Annotated in this window: 17 protein-coding genes; 6 read left to right on the top strand and 11 right to left on the bottom strand. The window is 72.8% G+C overall.

The window, feature by feature from the left end; genetic code table 11:
• Position 1: 1 nt before the first annotated feature.
• From AB0C66_RS02120 to rsmI, 7 genes are all read right to left on the bottom strand, one after another.
• Positions 2-1,819: an ABC-F family ATP-binding cassette domain-containing protein gene (locus AB0C66_RS02120; RefSeq protein WP_362431657.1), complete on the bottom strand. Its 1,818-nt coding sequence runs from the start codon at positions 1,817-1,819 to the stop codon at positions 2-4.
• 60 nt (positions 1,820-1,879) lie between these two features.
• The gene (locus tag AB0C66_RS02115; protein WP_362431655.1) at positions 1,880-2,806 is read right to left on the bottom strand and encodes a 4-(cytidine 5'-diphospho)-2-C-methyl-D-erythritol kinase; all 927 of its coding nucleotides are present in this window, start codon (positions 2,804-2,806) and stop codon (positions 1,880-1,882) included.
• A 40-nt stretch (positions 2,807-2,846) separates the two neighbouring features.
• Positions 2,847-3,716: a 16S rRNA (adenine(1518)-N(6)/adenine(1519)-N(6))-dimethyltransferase RsmA gene (gene rsmA / locus AB0C66_RS02110; protein ID WP_362431653.1), complete on the bottom strand. Its 870-nt coding sequence runs from the start codon at positions 3,714-3,716 to the stop codon at positions 2,847-2,849.
• 88 nt (positions 3,717-3,804) lie between these two features.
• Positions 3,805-4,995 (bottom strand): ubiquitin-like domain-containing protein, encoded by a 1,191-nt coding sequence (locus AB0C66_RS02105; RefSeq protein ID WP_362431651.1) that lies wholly within the window; start codon positions 4,993-4,995, stop codon positions 3,805-3,807.
• A gap of 120 nt (positions 4,996-5,115) precedes the next feature.
• Positions 5,116-6,036, bottom strand: coding sequence for a TatD family hydrolase (locus AB0C66_RS02100; protein ID WP_362431648.1), 921 nt, complete (start codon positions 6,034-6,036; stop codon positions 5,116-5,118).
• A gap of 191 nt (positions 6,037-6,227) precedes the next feature.
• Positions 6,228-6,677, bottom strand: a complete 450-nt coding sequence (locus tag AB0C66_RS02095) for a hypothetical protein (RefSeq protein WP_362431646.1) — start codon at positions 6,675-6,677, stop codon at positions 6,228-6,230.
• Between the two features lie 175 nt (positions 6,678-6,852).
• A complete protein-coding gene (gene rsmI, locus AB0C66_RS02090; protein ID WP_362431644.1) occupies positions 6,853-7,728 on the bottom strand; it encodes a 16S rRNA (cytidine(1402)-2'-O)-methyltransferase in 876 nt (291 codons plus the stop codon).
• Between the two features lie 103 nt (positions 7,729-7,831).
• Between rsmI and AB0C66_RS02085 the strand changes: the two genes are divergently transcribed.
• Both AB0C66_RS02085 and AB0C66_RS02080 read left to right on the top strand, forming a co-directional pair.
• On the top strand, positions 7,832-9,598 hold the full coding sequence (locus AB0C66_RS02085) for a phospholipid carrier-dependent glycosyltransferase (protein WP_362431641.1): 1,767 nt from the start codon (positions 7,832-7,834) through the stop codon (positions 9,596-9,598).
• A gap of 212 nt (positions 9,599-9,810) precedes the next feature.
• Positions 9,811-11,442: a penicillin-binding transpeptidase domain-containing protein gene (locus AB0C66_RS02080; protein ID WP_362431639.1), complete on the top strand. Its 1,632-nt coding sequence runs from the start codon at positions 9,811-9,813 to the stop codon at positions 11,440-11,442.
• 200 nt (positions 11,443-11,642) lie between these two features.
• Here AB0C66_RS02080 and AB0C66_RS02075 read toward each other — a convergent pair whose 3' ends face one another.
• Entirely contained in the window at positions 11,643-12,581 is a 939-nt protein-coding gene (locus tag AB0C66_RS02075; protein ID WP_362431636.1) for a TIGR03564 family F420-dependent LLM class oxidoreductase, read from the bottom strand.
• Positions 12,582-12,805: 224 nt separating this feature from the next.
• Here AB0C66_RS02075 and AB0C66_RS02070 point away from each other — a divergent pair, with 224 nt between their 5' ends.
• The 4 genes from AB0C66_RS02070 to AB0C66_RS02055 all read left to right on the top strand — a co-directional run bounded on the left by AB0C66_RS02070 (position 12,806) and on the right by AB0C66_RS02055 (position 17,104).
• Positions 12,806-13,294 carry a YbaK/EbsC family protein gene (locus AB0C66_RS02070; RefSeq protein WP_362431633.1) on the top strand — a complete coding sequence of 163 codons (489 nt, stop codon included), beginning with the start codon at positions 12,806-12,808 and terminating at the stop codon, positions 13,292-13,294.
• The gene (locus tag AB0C66_RS02065; RefSeq protein WP_362431631.1) at positions 13,291-14,220 is read left to right on the top strand and encodes a DMT family transporter; all 930 of its coding nucleotides are present in this window, start codon (positions 13,291-13,293) and stop codon (positions 14,218-14,220) included. The genes AB0C66_RS02070 and AB0C66_RS02065 overlap by 4 nt, the downstream gene beginning before the upstream one ends.
• Positions 14,221-14,282: 62 nt before the next feature.
• Entirely contained in the window at positions 14,283-14,444 is a 162-nt protein-coding gene (locus AB0C66_RS02060; RefSeq protein ID WP_362431629.1) for a hypothetical protein, read from the top strand.
• Between the two features lie 2 nt (positions 14,445-14,446).
• Positions 14,447-17,104: an ABC transporter substrate-binding protein gene (locus tag AB0C66_RS02055; protein ID WP_362431626.1), complete on the top strand. Its 2,658-nt coding sequence runs from the start codon at positions 14,447-14,449 to the stop codon at positions 17,102-17,104.
• Between the two features lie 164 nt (positions 17,105-17,268).
• On the opposite strand, the gene AB0C66_RS02050 is transcribed toward AB0C66_RS02055, so the two are convergent.
• The 3 genes from AB0C66_RS02050 to cbiQ form a co-directional block, all read right to left on the bottom strand.
• Positions 17,269-18,495: a serine hydrolase domain-containing protein gene (locus AB0C66_RS02050; RefSeq protein WP_362431623.1), complete on the bottom strand. Its 1,227-nt coding sequence runs from the start codon at positions 18,493-18,495 to the stop codon at positions 17,269-17,271.
• 144 nt (positions 18,496-18,639) lie between these two features.
• Positions 18,640-19,437: an ABC transporter ATP-binding protein gene (locus AB0C66_RS02045; protein ID WP_362431621.1), complete on the bottom strand. Its 798-nt coding sequence runs from the start codon at positions 19,435-19,437 to the stop codon at positions 18,640-18,642.
• Entirely contained in the window at positions 19,434-20,198 is a 765-nt protein-coding gene (cbiQ, locus tag AB0C66_RS02040; protein ID WP_362431618.1) for a cobalt ECF transporter T component CbiQ, read from the bottom strand. The genes AB0C66_RS02045 and cbiQ overlap by 4 nt, the downstream gene beginning before the upstream one ends.
• Position 20,199: the final 1 nt, after the last annotated feature.

Raw genomic sequence — 20,199 nt, 5'->3', positions numbered from 1 at the left:
ATCAGACGTCGTCGGCCAGCTCCAGCCAGCGGGTCTCCAGATCCTCGCGCTCCCCGGTCAGCTCCCGCAGCTGGGCGTCGAGTTCGGCGACCTTGGTGAAGTCCGTGGCGTTCTGCGCGATGTTGTGGTGCAGGGTGGACTCCTGCTCGCTGATGCGGTCAAGACGCCGTTCGATCCGCTGGAGCTCCTTCTTGGCGGCGCGCTGCTCGGCGGCGGACGGGCGGGCGCCGGCGGGCTGTTCGGCGGCCTTCTGCCGGACGGGAGCGGCCGGGGCCGCGGCGGCCAGGACGCGCTGCCGCCGCTCCAGGTACTCGTCCACACCGCGCGGCAGCATCCGCAGGGCGGCGTCGCCCAGCAGCGCCAGCACCCGGTCGGTGGTGCGCTCCAGGAAGTACCGGTCGTGGCTGATGACCACCAGCGAACCGGGCCAGCCGTCGAGCAGGTCCTCCAGCTGGGTCAGGGTCTCGATGTCCAGGTCGTTGGTGGGCTCGTCGAGGAAGAGCACATTGGGCTCGTCCATCAGCAGCCGCAGGATCTGGAGGCGGCGCCGCTCACCGCCGGACAGATCGCCGACCGGGGTCCACTGCTTCTCCTTGGTGAAGCCGAACTTCTCGCAGAGCTGGGAGGCGGTCATCTCCCGGCCCTTGCCGAGGTCCACCCGCTGCCGCACCTGCTCGACGGCCTCCAGGACCCGCATCCCCGGGTCCAGTTCGGCCACTTCCTGCGACAGATAGGCCAGTTTGACGGTTTTGCCGACCACGATCCGGCCCGCCTCGGGCTGGGTCTCGCCCTGGGTGCGGGCGGCCTCGGCCAGCGCGCGCAGCAGCGAGGTCTTGCCCGCGCCGTTCACCCCCACCAGGCCGACCCGGTCGCCCGGCCCCAACTGCCAGGTGAGATGGCGGAGCAGCATCTTGGGCCCGGCGGTGACGGTCACGTCCTCCAGGTCGAAGACGGTTTTGCCGAGACGGGAGTTGGCGAACTTCATCAGCTCGGCGCTGTCGCGCGGCGGCGGCACATCGGCGATCAGCGCGTTGGCCGCCTCGATCCGGAAGCGCGGCTTGCTGGTTCGGGCCGGGGCGCCGCGGCGCAGCCAGGCCAGCTCCTTGCGCATCAGGTTCTGCCGCTTGGCCTCCTCGGTGGCGGCGATGCGCTCCCGCTCGGCACGGGCGAAGACGTAATCGCTGTAGCCGCCCTCGTACTCATGGACCACACCGCGCTGGACGTCCCACATCCGGGTGCAGACCTGGTCGAGGAACCAGCGGTCGTGGGTGACGACCACCAACGCCGAGCGGCGCGCCCGCAGATGGGCGGCCAGCCAGGAGATGCCCTCGACGTCGAGGTGGTTGGTGGGCTCGTCCAGGACGATCAGGTCCTGCTCGGCGATGAGGAGCTTGGCCAGCGCGATACGGCGGCGCTCACCGCCGGAGAGCGGGCCGATGACGGTGTCCAGCCCCTGCGGGAAGGCGGGCAGGTCCAGCCCGCCGAACAGCCCGGTGAGCACATCCCGGATCCGGGCGTCGCCCGCCCACTCGTGGTCGGCGAGATCGCCGATCACCTCATGGCGGACGGTGGCCGCCGGGTCGAGCGAGTCATGCTGGGTGAGCACACTGAGCCGCAGGTCCCCGGCCTGGGTGACCCGTCCGGTGTCGGCGGGCTCCAGCTTGGCGAGGATCCGGATGAGCGTGGTCTTGCCGTCGCCGTTACGGCCGACGACTCCGATCCGGTCGCCCTCGTTGACTCCGAGGGAGACGCCGTCGAGCAGTGCACGGGTGCCGTACACCTTGCCGACGGCTTCGACGTTGACCAGATTGGTGGCCATCACACTCCTGTACGCGGATCGATCGACATCCCAGGGTAGTCGCCGCGGGCGACCGCCCGCTCAGTCGGTCAGCACCCTCGCACCGGGCGCGGGTCCGGACGCCGTCCGCACCGCGCGGCAGGTGCCGGAGGCGGCCAGCGCGGCGGCCACGGTCTCCGCGGCCTCGGCGTCCTTGGCGAGGAAGGCACAGGTCGGACCGGAGCCGGAGACGAGGGGGGTGAGGGCCCCGGCGTCCGCCCCGGCGCGCAGGGTCGCGGCGAGCGAGGGGCGCAGCGACAGGGCGGCGGGCTGGAGGTCGTTGCTCACCGCGGCGGCGAGGGCGGCCGGGTCCCCGGTGCGCAGGGCCTCCAGCAGCGCCGGGGAGGGCTCGGGATCGGGGATGTCGGCGACGGTGGCGCCGGTGCCGGACGCCTCGCGGAGCCGGTCGCATTCGCGGTAGACGGCCGGGGTGGACAGACCGCCGTCGGCGATCGCGAACACCCAGTGGAAGGCCGCGCCGGTCTCCAGCGGCTCCAGCAGCTCACCACGGCCCCGGCCCAGCGCGGCGCCGCCGACCAGGCTGAACGGGACATCGCTGCCCAGCCCGGCACAGAGGGCCAGCAGCTCTTCGCGGGAGGTGCCGGTGCCCCACAGGGCGTCGCAGGCGAGCAGCGCCCCGGCGGCGTCCGCGCTGCCGCCCGCCATTCCCCCGGCGACCGGGATGCCCTTGTCGATGTGGAGGTGGACGGCGGGCTCGATGCCGTGCCGCTCGGCGAGGGCGATGGCCGCCCGGGCGGCGAGGTTGTCGTGGTCGCGCGGCACCTGGTCGGCGTCGGCCCCGGAGACGGTGATCCGCAGCGCCTCCGCGGGGGTGGCGGTCACCTCGTCGTAGAGGCCCACGGCGAGGAAGACGTTGGCCAGGTCGTGGAAGCCGTCGGGGCGCAGGCCGCCGACCGCGAGCTGGACGTTGACCTTCGCGGGGACGCGGGCGGTCACGGGGCGGGTCACGGGTGCGGAGCTCCTTGTCGTCCTGGGGCCGGGGTGTCGGTCAGCGGTCGGCGGGGCCGTGCTCGGCGATGGCCGCGAAGTCCTCGACGGTGAGCGCCTCACCGCGGGCCTGGGGCGATATCCCGGCCGCCGTGAGCGCCGCCTCGGCCGCCGCGGCCGAACCCGCCCAGCCCGCGAGCGCCGCCCGCAGCGTCTTGCGGCGCTGCGCGAAGGCCGCGTCCACCACGGCGAAGACCTCTTCCCGGGACGCGGTGGTGCGCGGCGGTTCGGTGCGCCGCTCCAGGGAGACGAGTCCGGAGTCCACATTGGGCGCGGGCCAGAACACATTGCGCCCGATCGCGCCCGCGCGCTTGACCCGGGCGTACCAGGCGGCCTTCACCGAGGGCACGCCGTAGACCTTGGAGCCGGGCGCCGCGGCGAGCCGGTCGGCCACCTCGGACTGCACCATGACGAGCGTCCGCTCGATGCTCGGGAAGCGGGCCAGCATATGCAGCAGCACCGGGACCGCCACGTTGTACGGGAGGTTGGCGACCAGTGCGGTGGGGGCGGGGCCGGGCAGTTCGGTGATCCGCAGCGCGTCCTGGTGCACCAGCGCGAACCGGTCGGCGCGGCCGGGCAGCCGGGTCTCGACGGTGCCGGGCAGGGCGGCGGCCAGTACGTCGTCGATCTCCACGGCGACGACCCGGTCGGCAGCCTCCAGCAGGGCCAGGGTCAGCGAGCCGAGCCCGGGGCCGATCTCGACGACCACGTCATCGGGGCGTACGCCGGCGGTGCGCACGATCCGGCGGACCGTGTTGGCGTCGATGACGAAGTTCTGGCCGCGCTGCTTGGTGGGACGCACGCCGAGCCGGGCCGCGAGGGCGCGGATATCGGCGGGGCCGAGCAGGACATCGGGGTCGGTGGAGCTCACCGGGGAAGTTTAGGCGCATTTTCCGCGGCTCTGTTCGCCCCCGGGATCAGGGGGCGCCCCGTGCGGCGGGGTGCCCCCTGAACCGGCCTCACCGGTGCAGTTGGCGGCCGCAGTTCGGCCAGGGGCTCGAGCCGCGCTGTACGTACAGCTTCTTCGCCCGGTAGGTCTGCTCGGAGGCGGGGGCGTCCTGGGGGTTGCCGCTGCCGCCGACGGACCGCCAGGTCTGCCGGTCCATCTGGTAGAGCCCGCCGTAGCGGCCGCTGCTGTCCACCGCGTCGGCCCGGCCGCCGGATTCGCAGTGCGCCACCGCGTCCCAGTTGAGCCCGTCGGAGCCGCCCTGGGGCGACGCGGGGGGCGGCGGCGCCGTCCCGGTGCCCACCCGCACGATCTTGGACACCGGCTGCTTGACGACCTTCGACTCCAGCTTGTGCGGCCGCTCGCGGACGCCGTTGACCGTCCGCACCTGGTAGACGGTGCGCAGCGAGCCCGGCCGGCCCTGGCGCTCCACCACCTCGGTGCCCTTGAGCACGGTGGGGTCGGCGCGCCGGACGGTGGTGAAGGGCACGGGCGCGTGGCGCACCTCCTTGCCGCGGGTGATCCGCATCACCTTCACGGTCTGGCCGTCGCGCGGGAAGCTGCCGCCGGGCACGGAGGTGGTGTCCTGGCCGCGCAGAGTGAGCCCGGCGGCCTCGAGCGCCTCGCCGACGGTCGCGACATTGGTGCGGACGGTGTGCTCGCGTCCGTCCGCCATGAACGTGACGGTCCGCTCGGTGCGGACGTCCAGCGAGAGGCCGCGCCGGGAGATTCCGGCGGAGCGCGAGGCGGACAGGAAGGCGCCGTCGGCGCGCACCCCGAGCTGGTGCAGCGCTCCGTCGACGGTGCCGGCGGTGGTCCACACCCGGCGGCTCCGGCCGTCGACGGTGAGGGTGACCGGGCGGCCGTAGCGGACGGCCACCTCGTCGCCGCTGTCGAGGCTCTGGCCGGGGGCGGGGGCCACGATGTCGTGCCGGCCGACCGCCACCTTCTCCTCGGCCAGCAGTTCGCCGACATCGTCGGCGTAGGTGTGCAGGGTGCGCTGCTCACCGTCCACGGTGAGCCGCACCGCCTTGTCATGGGCCACGAAGGCGGAGGTGCCTCCGGCGAGTGCGGCGACCACCAGCGCCTGCGGCAGCAGCCGCCGGATGGGGTCGGTGCGGTCGGCTGTGCGTCTGCTCCGGGCGGCTCGGCGCGCTGCGGCGCGGCCGCCCGGGACGGGGTGGCTGTCCTGCTCAGGGCTCACGACAACACTCCACACGTCCGGGGATGGGGCGTTGGGTCCGGGACCTTAGCGGAGCGATGGTGACTCTCCAAAGCCAAACCATCACGCAGGGTTGCCGTGTCGTGGGTGCCGCGGAGGCGGTCAGTAGCCGAAGGCGCGGGAGGTGTTCGCTGCTACGGCGGCCGCGAGCGTGTCCTCGGGGACCCCCTTGACCTCGGCCATGGCCCGCAGGGTGAGCGGAATCAGATAGGGGGCGTTAGGCCGTCCGCGGTACGGGACGGGGGTCAGGAAGGGCGCGTCGGTCTCGACGAGGACGCGGTCGAGCGGGGCGACGGCGAGCGCGTCCCGCAGCGGCTGGGCGTTCCGGAACGTCACATTCCCTGCGAAGGACAGGTAATAGCCCCGTTCGGCGCAGACCTCGGCCATGGCGGCGTCACCCGAGTAGCAGTGGAAGACGACGGTGTCGGGCGCACCCTCTTCCGCGAGAATCCGCAACACGTCGTCATGGGCGTCCCGGTCGTGGATGACCAGGGCCTTGCCGTGCTCCTTGGCGATGCCGATATGGCGGCGGAAGGAGTACTCCTGGGCGGCCATCCCCTCGGGGCCGGTGCGGAAGTAGTCCAGGCCGGTCTCGCCGACACCGCGCACCTGGTCCAGCGCGGCCAGCGCGTCTATCTCGGCGAGGGCGGCGTCCAGGGCCGCCTGGCCGCCGGGCTCCCGCGCGCCCTGCCGGGACCAGCCGTCCGGGTCGCCCAGCACGATGCGGGGTGCCTCGTTGGGGTGCAGGGCGACGGTGGCCCAGACGTTCTCATGGGCGGCGGCCGTCTCCGCCGCCCAGCGGGACCCGGCGATGTCGCAGCCCACCTGGACGACGGTGGTCACCCCGACGGAGGCCGCCTTGGCGAGGGCCTCCTCCACGGTGCCGCTCTGCATGTCCAGGTGGGTGTGGGAGTCGGCGACCGGTACCCGCAGCGGTTCGGGAAGCGGCGGGGGCGCGTCCTTTTCCTTTCGCGCTCCGTTCGCGTTCTCGCTGCCGCCGGGGGCCGGTCCTGTTTTCGCCATGACCGCGATTCTATGAATGCCGGTGAATGCGCGGTGAATCGCGTCCGGCCGCTCAGCTGTCCCGTATCGGGCTCACCTGTCCCGTATCGGACTCATAAGGGCCGGACGATCCGGCTCAGGCGCGGCGGGCCGGCTCAGGCGCGGCGGGCCGACTCAGGCGCGGCGGGCCGACTCAGGCGCGGCGGGCCGGCTCAGGCGCGGCGATGCTGAAAGGGGTGCAGCAGATCCGAGAGGTGCCAGTGGTGCTTACGGCGCCCGGCGCCCTCCTCGCCCCCCGCCGTGTCACCGTTCTCCGCCGGCGCCGACGCCGACGAGACCGTGCGGCGCCGCCCGCGCCGCGCTCCCTCCAGTGCGGACGAGACCTGGCCCGCGCGCATGATGCGCACCAGATGCGCACCGCAGTTGACGCAGTCGGGGCTTGTGAGCGGGGACCGGACGCGCCTGCCGTCCGTGAAGTACACGACGAAGGCCCGGCCCTCGCCGTCCACATGGTGCTCGATGTCGTACGACTGCTCCCAGCCGTGTCCGCACTTCATACAGGCGAAGGCATACGCCTCGTGCGCCACTTCGCCGACCGCCGGGCCGAGGGGGAGGCGGGCCGTCGGCCGAACACCGTTCGGGGTTCCCGCTATATCGCTCATGGCAGCTCCTCTGGTGGCGCGGGACGAGGGGTTCCGGGATGGGCCCCGTCCGCGCCGTCCCCACCAGTGGACGCCTTTCCGCGCGATACCGCAGTAGCTGTTCCCCGGCCTTGAGGCAGATTTGGCGACAGGGTTCCGAAACCGCCCCAACCGCTAACCCCGCCTTTGCTTTCCGCTACCGCCCTTTACCTTCCGGTGGCACGTTTCCTGCCGCGTTCTTTGCCGCCACGACCGCGTCAAAGACCTGCCGTTTGGGCACACCGGCCGCCTGGGCGACCGCCGCGATGGCCTCCTTACGGCGCTCCCCCGCCTCCTCGCGCACCGCGACCCGGCGGGCCAGCTCCGCGGGACCGGCGTCCTCCGGCCCGGGATCGGGCGCCCCCTCGACCACCACGGTGATCTCCCCGCGCACGCCCTCGGCGGCCCAGGCGGCCAGCTCCTCCAGCGGTCCGCGCCGGACCTCCTCGTAGGTCTTGGTCAGCTCCCGGCAGACCGCGGCGCGCCGGTCCGCGCCGAACACCTCGGCCATGGCGGCCAGGGTGTCGTCCAGCCGGTGCGGTGCCTCGAAGTACACCAGGGTGCGGCGCTCGGCCGCGACCTCCCGCAGCCGCCCCAGCCGCTCCCCCGCCTTGCGCGGCAGGAACCCCTCGAAGCAGAAGCGGTCCACCGGCAGCCCGGAGAGCGCCAGCGCGGTGAGGACCGCGGACGGGCCGGGCACCGCGGTGACCGTGATGCCGCGCTCCACGGCGGCGGCCACCAGCCGGTAGCCGGGGTCGGAGACCGAGGGCATCCCGGCGTCGGTCACCAGCAGCACCCGGGCGCCGCCCGCCAGCGCCTCGACCAGCTCGGGCGTACGGGCCGACTCATTGCCCTCGAAGTAGGACACCACCCGGCCGCCCGGCTGGACCTCCAGGGCCTGGGTGAGACGGCGCAGCCGCCGGGTGTCCTCGGCGGCCACCACATCGGCGGCGGCGAGCTCGGCCGCCAGCCGCGGGGGCGCGTCCGCGGTGTCGCCGATGGGGGTCCCTGCCAGTACCAGCGTTCCAGTCACACCCACATCCTCGCAGCCGTGCCGCACCGCCGTGACGGGGACGATTGCCCGGCCCGCCGCATTGGGGCGCCACACTCACCGTCCGCTTCCCTACGATGGGCCGGTGAGCAGTGACACCGCGACCCACGCCCAGCCGGGCCAAGCCGCCGGCCAGCACCCGCCGGCCTGGCAGCGCCGGCTGCGCCGCTTCGGCTACGCGGGCCGACCCCGGTCCGACGTACGCGAGCGGCTGGTCCCGCCGTATGCCCAGCCGGGCACCCGGCTGTGGGAGACGCTCGGGGCGTCCCCCGCCGCGGCGGCCGGAATCGCCCGCTGGACGGGGTGGGCCGGTCCGCTGCTCGTCGCGCTCTGCGCCGGGCTGGTCCGCTTCTGGCGGCTGGGCAGCCCGGACAACGTGATATTCGACGAGACGTACTACGCCAAGGACGCCTGGTCGATCTGGGAGTTCGGCTACGAGGGCAGCTGGCCGAAGAACGCCAACGACCAGATCCTCGACACCCCGCAGCACATCCCGCTCGGCGACGCCGCCGCGTATGTGGTCCACCCGCCGGTCGGCAAGTGGGTCATCGGCGTCGGCGAGCAGATCTTCGGGCTGGACCCGTACGGCTGGCGGTTCATGGTCGCGCTGCTCGGCACGGCCTCGGTGCTGATGCTGTGCCGGATCGGACGGCGGCTGTTCCGCTCGACCTTCCTCGGGTGTCTGGCGGGCGCGCTGCTCGCGGTGGACGGGCTGCACTACGTGATGAGCCGCACCGCACTGCTCGACCTGGTGCTGATGTTCTTCGTGCTGGCCGCCTTCGGCTGTCTGCTGATCGACCGGGACCACGCGCGGGCCCGGCTCGCCGCGGCGCTCCCCCTCGGCGACGACGGCACCGCCCGGCCGGACGCGGCGGTCGCCCGGAGCGCGAAACTGGGGGCGCGGCCCTGGCGGATCGCGGCCGGGGTGCTGCTGGGCCTGGCCATCGGCACCAAGTGGAACGGGCTCTATGTGCTGGCGGCCTTCGGTCTGATGACCGTCCTGTGGGACGTGGGCGCCCGCCGTCTCGCCGGGGCCGAGCGCCCCTACCGCGCGGTGCTCCGGCGCGATCTGGGCTGGGCCTTCCTGTCGACGGTGCCGGTCGCGGTGCTCACGTACATCGCCTCCTGGTCCGGCTGGTTCGCCGCCACCGGCTCGTTCAGCAAGCGCACCGGCTGGCGGGACAGCGGGTACTTCCGCCACTGGGCCGAGACCGACGGCGGCTACGGCGACAGCGGGCCGTTCTCCTGGCTGCTCAACCCGCTGCGCAGCCTGTGGCACTACGAGACCGAGGTCTACCAGTTCCATGTGGGCCTGGACTCACCGCATATCTACCAGTCCAACCCCTGGAGCTGGCTGATCCAGTCCCGTCCGGTCTCCTACTTCTACGAGGCGCCCAAGCCCGGCGAGACCGGCTGCCCCTCGGACACCACCCAGAAGTGCGCCCGCGAGGTGCTGGCCATCGGCACTCCGCTGCTGTGGTGGGCGGCCTGTTTCGCGCTGGTGTACCTGCTCTTCCGCTGGGCGCTGCGGCGCGACTGGCGGGCGGGCGCGATCCTGTGCGGGGTGGCGGGGGGCTATCTGCCCTGGTTCCTCTACCAGGACCGCACGATCTTCTCCTTCTACGCCGTGGTCTTCGTGCCGTTCCTGTGTCTGGCGGTGGCGATGGTGATCGGCGCGCTGCTGGGGCCGCCGGGGGCCTCGGAGAGCCGACGGGTGGTGGGCGTGGTCGGTTCCGGTGCGCTGGTCCTGCTCATTATCTGGAACTTCATCTACTTCTTCCCCCTCTACACCGGCCAGACCATTCCGTTCGACGCCTGGCAGTCCCGGATGTGGCTGGACACCTGGATCTGAGCCCCGGCCCGGAATCCGGCCTCCCGCCGGGTCCCGCCGGGCTTCCGGCCCCCGGGCCGGGGCCCCTCGGCGGCCGCGGCGGGGCCCCTCGGCGGCCGCGGCGGGGCCCCTCGGCGGCCGCGGCGGGGCCCGCCGGGGATGCCGGTAGAGTGCCCTGCACCGCGGCCTCCATCGGACTGATGGGGGCATTCGAGGACTGTGGGGGTTCTGCAATGCGGAGTGGCGCGAGAGCCGCGATCGCCGGTGCGCTGTTCGCCGCCATGATCGGTACGGCCGGTTGCGGCGGGGGCCAGGACGACGCGTCGGGAGGGAGCGGCGGCGCCGGGGGCGACGACAAGCCGTCCCTGAAGAGCGCGAAGACCGGACCGCCCAGCGCGGCCGAAGTCAAGCACACGTCCAAGGAGTTCCTGGCGGCGTGGTCGGCCGGATCGACGGCGAAGGCCGCGGCGCTCACCGACGACAGCAAGGCGGCCACCACGGCGCTCTCCGGGTACCGGAAGAAGGCGCATATCGACAAGGTGGCGCTGACGCCGGGGCGGCCGAGCGGCCGGACCGTACCGTTCTCGGTGAACGCGCGGATCTCGTACGGCAGCCGCAAGGTCCCCTTGACGTACGACTCCTCGCTGACGGTGACCCGTGACAGCGACTCGGGCCAGGCCGTCGTCGACTGGAAGCCGTCGGTGGTGCACCCGAAGCTGGGCACCGGCGACACCCTGAAGACCGGAGAGGCCGACGCCCCGCCGATCAAGGCCGTGGACCGCGAGGGCGTGGAGCTGAGCGCCGCCGACCACCCGACGCTGAAGACCGTGCTGGCCGGGCTGCGCGAGCGTTACGGCAAGAAGGCGGGCGGCACGGCGGGTGTGGAGACGTGGATCGCCCGCGCCAAGGGCTCCAAGTCCCCCGACGAGACGCTGAAGGTGCTCTCCAAGGGCACCCCCGGCACCCTGCGCACCACGATCGACGCGGGGCTCCAGCGCACCGCCGAGCAGGCGGTGAGCAAGCGCTCCAAGGCGTCGGTGGTCGCCGTCAAGCCCAGCACCGGGGAGATCCTCGCGCTGGCCAACTCGCCCGCGAACGGCTTCAACACGGCCCTCCAGGGCTCCTACGCGCCCGGCTCCACGATGAAGGTCATCACCTCGGCCACTCTCATCGACAAGGGCCTGGCCGCGTACGGCAAGCCGCACCCGTGCCCCAAGTACTTCCCCTACGGCGGCTGGAAGTTCCAGAACGACGACAAGTTCGAGATCAAGGGCGGCACCTTCGAGCAGAGCTTCGCCCGCTCCTGCAACACCGCCTTCATCAGCCAGGCCCCGAAGCTGAAGGACGGCGACCTCAGCAAGGAGGCCCGGGACATCTTCGGTATCGGCCTCAACTGGCAGACGGGCGTGCCCTCCTTCGACGGCGCGGTGCCGACGGAGTCCGGCGCCTCCAAGGCCGCCGCGCTGATCGGCCAGGGCGGGGTGCGGATGAACCCGCTCAACATGGCGTCGGTCTCGGCCACCGCCTCCACCGGTGTCTTCCGCCAGCCGTACCTGGTCTCGCCCTCGCTGGACGACCGGACGCTGGCCAAGGCCGCGGGCACCATGAAGTCCGGCACCCGTGAGCAGTTGCGCAAGCTGATGCATCTGACCGCCACCTCGGGCACGGCCGCGGAGGCGATGTCCGGGATGACCGGTGACTTCGGCGCCAAGACCGGTTCGGCGGAGGTCGACGGCCAGAAGCAGCCCAACGGCTGGTTCACCGCGTACCGCGGCGACCTGGCCGCGGCCGGTGTGGTCCCCGAGGGCGGCCACGGCGGTGACACCGCGGGGCCGATAGTGGCCTCGGTGCTGCGCGCGGGCTGACCGCGGGCCGACCGAGCGACGTGGGCCGGGCGGGTGCGGGAACTCCGCGCCCGCCCGGCCCTTTTGAACCCCTTGAGACCGGCCGGGCCGTCATGAGGCCCGTTGAGACCGGCAGGGCGCGGCGCTCAGCGGCGCTCAGCGGTGCTCGGCGGCGCTCGTGGCGCTCGTGGCGCTCGTGGCGCTCGTGGCGCTCGTGGCGCTCAGCGGATCGGGCCCGACAGCTCGCCCAGCAGCCGCCAGGTGCGCCCCCGCTCCTCGTCGGTGCCCATACCGGTCTGGGAGACGATCAGTTCGGTGGCGCCCGCCTCGGTGTAGCGGCGGAGCCCCGCGGCCACGGTCTCCTCGTCGCCGATCACCATCAGCTCCCCGGCCCGTTCCACGCCCGCACGGTCCAGGATGTCGCGGTGGGACGGGATCCCCTCGTAGAAGGCGAACTGTTCCCTGGCCCGCCGCCGTACCGCCGCCACGTCGGCCGTGACCAGCGCGGGCACCATGGCGACCACCCGTGGCGCGGGCCGTCCGGCCGCCCGGGCCGCGGCGCCGATGGTGGGCACGATGTACTCGGCGAGGGCCCTGGGCGCGGCGAGGAAGGGCACGGTGCCGTCGGCCAGTTCCCCGGTGGCGCGCAGCGCCTGCGGGCCCATCGCGGCGACCAGCACCGGCGGCACCGCCGCACCCGCCACCGTGACCGGGCCGAAGACGGTACGGGCGCGCAGCGTCTCGCCCTCGAAGTCGGCCGCGCCGTCGCGCAGCAGACCGCCCAGCACCGTGAGGTACTCGCGCAGATGGCGGATGGGCCGGTCGAAGCGGACCCCGAAGCTCTGCTCCACGAAGGTCTTGCCGGACAGCCCCAGCCCGAGCTGGAACCGCCCGGCCGAGGCCGCCTGGGCGGTGCGCGCCTGCGCGGCCAGGGTGACCGGGTGCCGTGGGTAGATGGGCACCACACTGGTACCGGTCCGGATCCCGGGTACGGCCTGACCGGCGAGCGCCGCCAGCGTCAGCGCGTCGACGTCCTGGCGCTGGGCGAACCACACCGCGCCGATCCCGGCCGCGGCGGCCTCCCGGACCTGGTCCATCAGCTCGGTCACCAGATTGCCGGTGTGGTCGTCACCGGCGGGCAGAGCGATACCCCACGACATCCGTGCGTCTCCTCTTTATCGCCTTTTTTATCGCGCTATAGACCTTTCAGGACGGTATGACGCTTTTGGCGCGATGTGATGTTCATGACGTCGTGGCGCGCCCGGTGCGGGGACAACCCGCCTCGGGGCGCCTGACATTGGGCGGCCCGGCGGCTACGGGTCCCATTCCGGTACTGGGGAAATGCCCTCGCGTGGCCCACCAGCTCCCCGATAGCGTCGAGGCCATGGCCATTCCGGATACCGCCGCCCACCCACGGTTCGCCGACGCCCTGCGGGAGCTCGGCCTGGAGGTGGAGGTACGCGGCTTCCCCGACGCGGTCCGCACCGCGGCCCAGGCCGCCGCCGCCCTCGGCTGCGAGCTCGGCCAGATCGTGAAGTCGCTCGTCTTCGAGGCCGACGGAGAGCCGGTGCTGGTGCTGGTGGACGGCGCCTCGCGGGTCGATGTCGAGCGGGTGCGGAGCGAGCTGGGCGCCGGGTCCGTACGGCGCGCGGACCCGGCGGTGGTACGGGAGACCACCGGCTACGCCATCGGCGGGGTGCCGCCCTTCGGACACCGGGTGCGCACCCGGGTGCTGGCCGACCGCGGACTGCTCGGCCATGAGACGGTGTGGGCCGCCGCGGGCACCCCGCACACCGTGTTCCCGCTGCCCCCGGCCGAGCTGGTCGGCCACGCCGGAGCCACCCTGGCGGACGTGCGCGAGCGCACCTCGTGACCCCGCTCGTCGCGGTCGCGGTGCTCATCGCGGCCATCACCCACGCCAGTTGGAACGCCATCGCGCACGGCATAAGGGACCAGCTGCTCGCCTTCACCCTGGTGGGCGGCGGCGGGGCGGTCTGCGGGCTGGTGCTGGCCGCCTTCACCCCGGTGCCGGACGCCGCCGCCTGGCCGTATCTGGTGGTCTCCGCGGCGGTGCACATCGTCTACTACCTGCTGCTGATGCGCTCGTTCCACCTCGGTGACTTCGGCCAGATGTATCCCATCGCGCGGGGCACCGCACCGCTGGTGGTCACCGTGCTGGCCGCGGTCTTCGTCGGCGAGACACCGGACGGCTGGCAGGCCACCGGTATCGCGCTGGCCTCGACGGGGCTGCTGGGCGTGGCGCTGTGGGGCATCCGCGGCGGCCGCGGCCGGTCCGCCGCCGCCGCGGACAACGGCGGCAACGACAGCGGCGACAACGGTGGGGAGAAGGGAGGCGCGGCGGGCGGCGCACGGCCCTGGCTGGCCCCCCTCGCCGCCGTCGCCACCGGTCTGTCCATCGCCGCGTACACGGTCGTGGACGGCCTGGGGGTCCGTGCCTCCGGCAGCTCGATGGGCTATATCGCCTGGCTGATGGTCCTGGAGGGCTTCGCCATCCCGGTGTACGCCCTGGCGGTCCGCCGCCGCGCGCTGCTCGGCCAGCTGCGCCCGGTCGCGGTGCGCGGACTGCTCGGCGGAGTGCTGTCGGTCTTCGCGTACGGCCTGGTGCTGTGGGCGCAGACACGGGCGCCGCTCGCCCCGATCGCGGCGCTGCGCGAGTCGTCGATCATCGTGGGCGCGGCGTTCGGCGCGCTCTTCTTCAAGGAGCGGTTCGGCGCCCCGAGGATCGCCGCGGCCGGTCTGATGGTGGCGGGCATCGGCCTGATGCTGCACGCCGGTTGAGCCCGCGCGCTGTCCCCGGGGTGGGGCAGAATGAGGGCACCGTCGTCATTCGAGGGGGCCCGGTGCGGATCGACGTGGATGTGAACGGCGATGAGCGGGAGCTGCGGCGGCTGATCGCGCCGCTGGACGGTCAGTCCGCCCAGGCGAACGGACCGGACGCGGGACCGGAACCGGAAGCGGAACCGGAACGGGGCCCGGGGAGCGGCGGCGGTGAAGGGCGATAGCCGTGACGGTCCTGCCCGACCCCGCGGCCTCGCGGGCGGTGCTCATCGGCACCAGCGACTACGCCCATCTGGAATCCATCCCGGCGGTGTCCGCCAATCTGGGCGCGCTGGCCGCCGCGCTGTGCTCACCGCGCTCCTGGGATCTCGCCCCGGAGCACTGCACGGTGATCGAGGATCCGCTGGCCGCGATGGACGTCCTGGAGGCGGTGCGCACCGCCGCCGAGGAGGCCACCGACACCCTGCTGGTGTACTTCGCCGGACACGGTCTGGTCGAACCCCGCCGCGGTGAGCTGTATCTCGGGCTGACCCGCTCGATGCCACAGCGGTCCTACACCGGACTGCCCTACGGCGCCCTGCGCGATGTGGTGCTCGACGGGCGCGCCGGACGCCAGGTGATGCTGCTGGACTGCTGCTTCAGCGGCCGGGCGCTCGGCTTCATGGGGACCGCGTCCTCGGTCATCGACCAGGTGGAGACCGAGGGCACCTATCTGCTGGCCGCCGTACCCGACACCAGCTACGCGCTCGCGCCGCCCGGTGAGCCCCATACGGCGTTCACCGGGGAACTGCTCGGGCTGCTGCGCGACGGGATGCCGGGCGGGCCGGAGTTACTCGACCTGGACACCGTCTACGCCCAGGTCCACGCGGCGCTGCGGGCCAAGGGGCGGCCGCTGCCGCAGAAGCGCGCCCGTAACAGCGCCGGAAAGCTCGCCCTCGCCCGCAATGTGGCCTGGGTACCGCCGGGCTTCGGCCCGCCGCCCCCGCCGTACGAGAGCGAACCGGAGCCGTTGGTCGCCTCCGGTCCCCCATCGGCCGCGCTGTGGACCGCGCCTCCCAAGCCCACCTGGTCCCCGGCGGCCATCACCGGGCACCCACGCCGCCGTCGCCGGATCCGGAACGCGGTGGTGGGCGCGGTGAGCCTCGCGCTGCTGGCCGCGGGCATCCCCCTGGTGCGCGGCTGGATCGCGGACGACCCGCCCGGGGACGAAGGGAAGCCGTCGTCGACGGCGAGCGGACAGCCGAAGGACGGCGTCGTCACCACCGGGTACGGCGCCGCGGCCAAGGGCGTGGTGAACCCCTCGAAACGCCAGGGCGGCGAGTTGCGGTTCATCGCCGAGCGAGAGGACTCCTGGGACCCCCAGCGGATGTACTCCTCCTACGGGTGGAACTTCGCCCGCTACTTCACCCGTCAGCTGGTCACCTGGTCCACCGCACCCGGTGCGAAGAGCACCGAACTGGTCGCGGACCTCGCGAAGTCCACGGCCAAGGTGACGGACGGCGGCCGGACGTATACGTACACGCTGCGCGAGGGCGTCACCTGGGAGGACGGCAAGCCGGTCACCCCCTATGACATCAAGTACGGGATCGAGCGCGCCTGGGCGAGCGATGTCATCATCGGCGGCCCGGACTACCTCCGGCAGGTGCTCGACCCCAAGGGCACATACGAGGGGCCGTACAAGGACAAGGGCAAGGCGGGGCTGAAGGCCATCGTGGCGACCGAAGACACCATCGTCTTCCATCTCCCCAAGCCCGACGCGGACTTCGAGCAGCTGCTGGCGATGCCCGCGGCGTCACCGGTGCCGAAGGACAAGGACAACGGGGAGAAGTACGGCGACGATCCGTTCTCCTCCGGCCCGTATATGTTCGACACCTACACGGCGGGAAAGTCGCTGAGGCTGAAGCGGAATCCCCACTGGAAGCCGAAGTCGGATCCGATCCGCACCGCCCTGCCCCACACGATCCGACTCGATGTGGACGACAACCCGGGGAGCCGGGGCAAGGCACTCTTCTCCGGCAGGTACGACCTCGAGCTCGCTCCGGCCGCTCTGACGCGCGAGTCCTGGGTGATGGCCCTGGCACGAGGTGACCTCAAGGACCAACTGGACAATCCCCACACCGAACTCACCCGCTTTCTGGCCCTCCCCTGGTCCGTCAAACCCCTGGACAACGTCCACTGCCGCAGGGCGATCCAGTTCGCTGTCGACAGAGAGGCCGTGCAAAGCGCCCTCGGCGGACCGGGCGCCGGAGGTGACCTCGCCGCGACGCTGCTTCCCCCGTCCATCCCGGGATCCAGAACCGACGCCGACGGAAAGCCCGATTCCGCCAAGGCCAAGCGGGAGTTGGAGGACTGCGGCCGGAAGAACGGATTCTCGACCACCATCGCGGTCCGGAGAGACCGGCAGCCCGAGAGGGATGCCGCCGAAGCGGTCCACGAGTCCCTGAAGAAGGCCGGTATCACCACCAGGATCGAGGAGATCCCGTTCGGCGAGTTCCCCACCACCACGGGCTCGCCCAACACGGTGAAGAAGAAGGGCTACGGCATCATCATCGCGGCCTGGGGCGCGGACTTCCCGACCGGTCAGGGCTTTCTGCGATCCCTGGCCGACGGCCGCCTCATCCAGCCCACGGGCAACTTCAACCTCGCCCTGGTCAACAGCGGCTCGATCAACGAACGGCTCGACGACGCGATCGCCGACCAGAACACCGAACGGGCCGCCGAGAGCTACGCGCAGATCGACAAGGACCTGGTGAAGGACGCCGCCTACGTACCGCTCGTCTTCTCTCGGGGTTACAGCTGGCGCAGCACCCGGCTCACCAATGTGCACACCAGCCGGGTGTACTCCGGGGGCTATGACTTCGCGACCCTGGGCGTCACGGGCTGACACGTGCTGCCCGACCCGCCGTCGACCGGTGCGCAGCACCTCCACCGCCGCGTCGATCACCGCGCGGGGCGTGCGGACAGGGGGCGTTCGCGCCCTCGCCGCGCGCCCGCCCGCCACGGATCACGCCGGACCGTGCGCCTGAGCCTCGTGCGCCTGCTGCGTTCCTACGCCTTCTGGTCCGCCAGGGCCGCCCGCACCGCGCGCACCAGCGCCTGCGCACGCGGGTCAGCGGTGACGCCGCGCTGCATTCCGTTGGTGACGTAGCCGAAGCCGATCCGGGCCTCGGGATCGGCGAAGGCGAGCGAGCCGCCGCGGCCCGGGTGGCCGAAGGAGCCGGGCCCCAGCAGCGGGGAGGCCGGTCCGTGCAGCATGTAGCCGAGCCCGAACCGGGTGCCCACCACCAGCACCCGGTCCAGCCCCGCGGACTCCTCGGTACGGGCCAGGGTCAGGGTCGCGGGGGCGAAGAGCCGTCCGCCCGCGCGGGCGGTACGGGCCGAGGGCAGCGGGCCGATCAGCGCCGCGTAGAAGCGGGCCAGCGCGTCGGCGGTGGCCACCCCGCCCGAGGCGGGCAGCTCGGCCGCGAGGTAGGCCGGATCGTTCTCGTCCGGCAGCGGGGTGATCGCGCCGAAGGCCCGCCGGGTCAGCGAATCGGGGTCCTGGTACGCCTCGGTGACCGACCGCTTGGGGCGCAGCCGCAGCCCCTGGGCGGCGGGGCCCGCGGGCGCCTCCACCGGCGCGATCCGGCCGACGCGTCCGTGCTGCTCGGCGGGGAGTCCGAGCCACAGGTCGAGGCCGAGCGGAAAACTGATCTCCTCGGCGATCCAGCGTCCGATGGTCCGTCCGGTCACCCTGCGCACCAGCTCGCTCATCAGCCAGCTGTAGGTCTGGGCGTGGTAGCCGTGGTCGGTGCCGGGCTCCCATACGGGCCGCTGGGCGGCGACGGCCCGCGGTCCGGATATCCCGTCCAGCGCCTGGTCCGGGGTGAGCGGGGTGTCGAGCACCGGCACCCCCGTCCGGTGCCCCAGCAGATGCCGTACCAGCACCCGTTCCTTGCCGTTCGTCTTGAACTCCGGCCAGTAGGTGCTGACCCGGCCGTCCAGGTCGAGCTGGCCGCGCTGGTGGAGCAGCAGCGGCACCGCGGCGGCGACGCCCTTGGTGACGGACCGGACGACCTGCGCGGTGTGCTGGGTCCACGGCTCAGCCGTGCCGTCGGCGCCGTCGGCATCGTCGGCGTCCGCCCGCTTCCTTCCGCCCCAGAGGTCGACGACCTTCTCGCCCGCCCGGTAGAGGACCACGGCCGCGCCGCGCTCACCGCGGCGGGCGAAGTTCTCCGCGAACGCGTCCCGGACCGGTTCGAAACCGTCGGCCACCGTGCCCTGGACGTCCACCACTGATCCGACTCCTGCCCTGCCGACCCGACGAGTGCACTGGTCCCCCGCTGTGCCCCCTTATGGTGCAACGGACCACGGCGGCGGCCCGGACCGGCCCCCTCGGCCGGCCCCCGTCAGCCGGGGCCGCTCACCGCGCGGGGACCGTCACCGACCGGGGACCGTCACCGACCTGGGGTCGAAGCCGAACGGCAGCTCCAGCCGGTGGGCGCGCATCAACTCCTCGTCGCACAGCAGCTCCTGGCTGGTGCCGTCGGCGGTGATCACCCCGCCGGAGAGCACCACGGCGCGCGGGCACAGCTCCAGCGCGTACGGCAGATCGTGGGTGACCATCAGCACCGTGACGTCCAGCGAGCGCAGGATGTCGGCCAGTTCACGGCGCGAGGCCGGGTCGAGGTTGGAGGACGGCTCGTCCAGGACCAGGATCTCCGGCTCCATCGCGAGCACCGTCGCCACGGCCACCCGCCGGCGCTGCCCGAAGGAGAGGTGGTGCGGCGGCCGGTCGGCGAACTCCGCCATCCCGACCCGCTCCAGCGCGGTGCGCACCCGCTCCTCCAGCTCCGCGCCGCGCAGTCCGGCGGCGGCCGGGCCGAAGGCCACGTCCTCGCGGACGGTCGGCATGAACAGCTGGTCGTCGGGGTCCTGGAAGACGATCCCCACCCGGCGGCGGATCTCCGGCAGATTCCGCTTGGCCACCGGCAGCCCCGCGACGGTGACCGATCCGGCACCCGCGCCGAGGATCCCGTTGAGATGCAGTACGAGGGTGGTCTTGCCCGCCCCGTTGGGCCCGAGCAGGGCCACCCGCTCACCGCGGGCGACGGTCAGATCGACGCCGAAGAGGGCCTGGTGGCCGTCGGGGTAGGCGTAGGCGAGGCCGGACACCTGGAGCGAGGGCGGCGCCTGTGGCTCCATGGCCGGTGTCTTCGGTGTCTCGGCGGCGGTCATAGGAGCGTCCATCCGGTCAGGCAGACCGCCAACGCGGTCAGCGGAAGTGCTGCGGCGTACGTCCACTGGGCCCGGGATGCCGTCACATCGTCGATCACCGGCATGCTGCCCGTATAGCCGCGGCTGACCATCGCCAGGTGGACCCGCTCACCCCGCTCGTAGGAGCGGATGAACAGCGCCCCGGCCGACTTGGCGAGCACCCCCCAGTGCTGGATCCCCCGCGCCTCGAAACCGCGCGAGCGGCGGGCGATCCGCATCCGGCGCATCTCGTCGGTGATCACATCCCCGTAGCGGATCATGAACGAGGCGATCTGCACCATCAGCGGCGGCATCCGCAGCCGCTGGAGCCCGAGCAGCAGGGAGCGCAGTTCGGTGGTGGCCGCGAGCAACACCGAGGCGGCGACGCCGAGGGTGCCCTTGGCCAGGACGTTCCAGGCGCTCCACAGCCCGGACTGGCTCAGCGACAGCCCCAGCACCTGGACCCGCTCGCCCTCCGCGACGAACGGCATCAGGACCGCGAAGGCCACGAACGGAATCTCGATGAGCAGCCGCCGCAGCAGAAAGCCGGCCGGGATCCGCGCCACCGCCGCCACCCCCGCCAGCAGCAGCGCGTACGCCCCGAAGGCCCAGACCGCCTCGCGCGGAGTGGAGACGACCACCACGACGAAGCAGAACACCGCGGCGATCTTGCAGTGCGGCGGCAGGGCGTGCACGGGAGAGCGGCCCTCCCGGTAGAGCTGGTGGGCGTGGCCCGCGCCCATC

It is taken from the genome of Streptomyces sp. NPDC048636 (genome assembly GCF_040650655.1).
Taxonomy (GTDB): Bacteria; Actinomycetota; Actinomycetes; order Streptomycetales; family Streptomycetaceae; genus Streptomyces.
The sequence above is the reverse complement of the archived record's forward strand: the minus strand, read 5'-3'. Positions and strand labels throughout refer to the sequence as shown.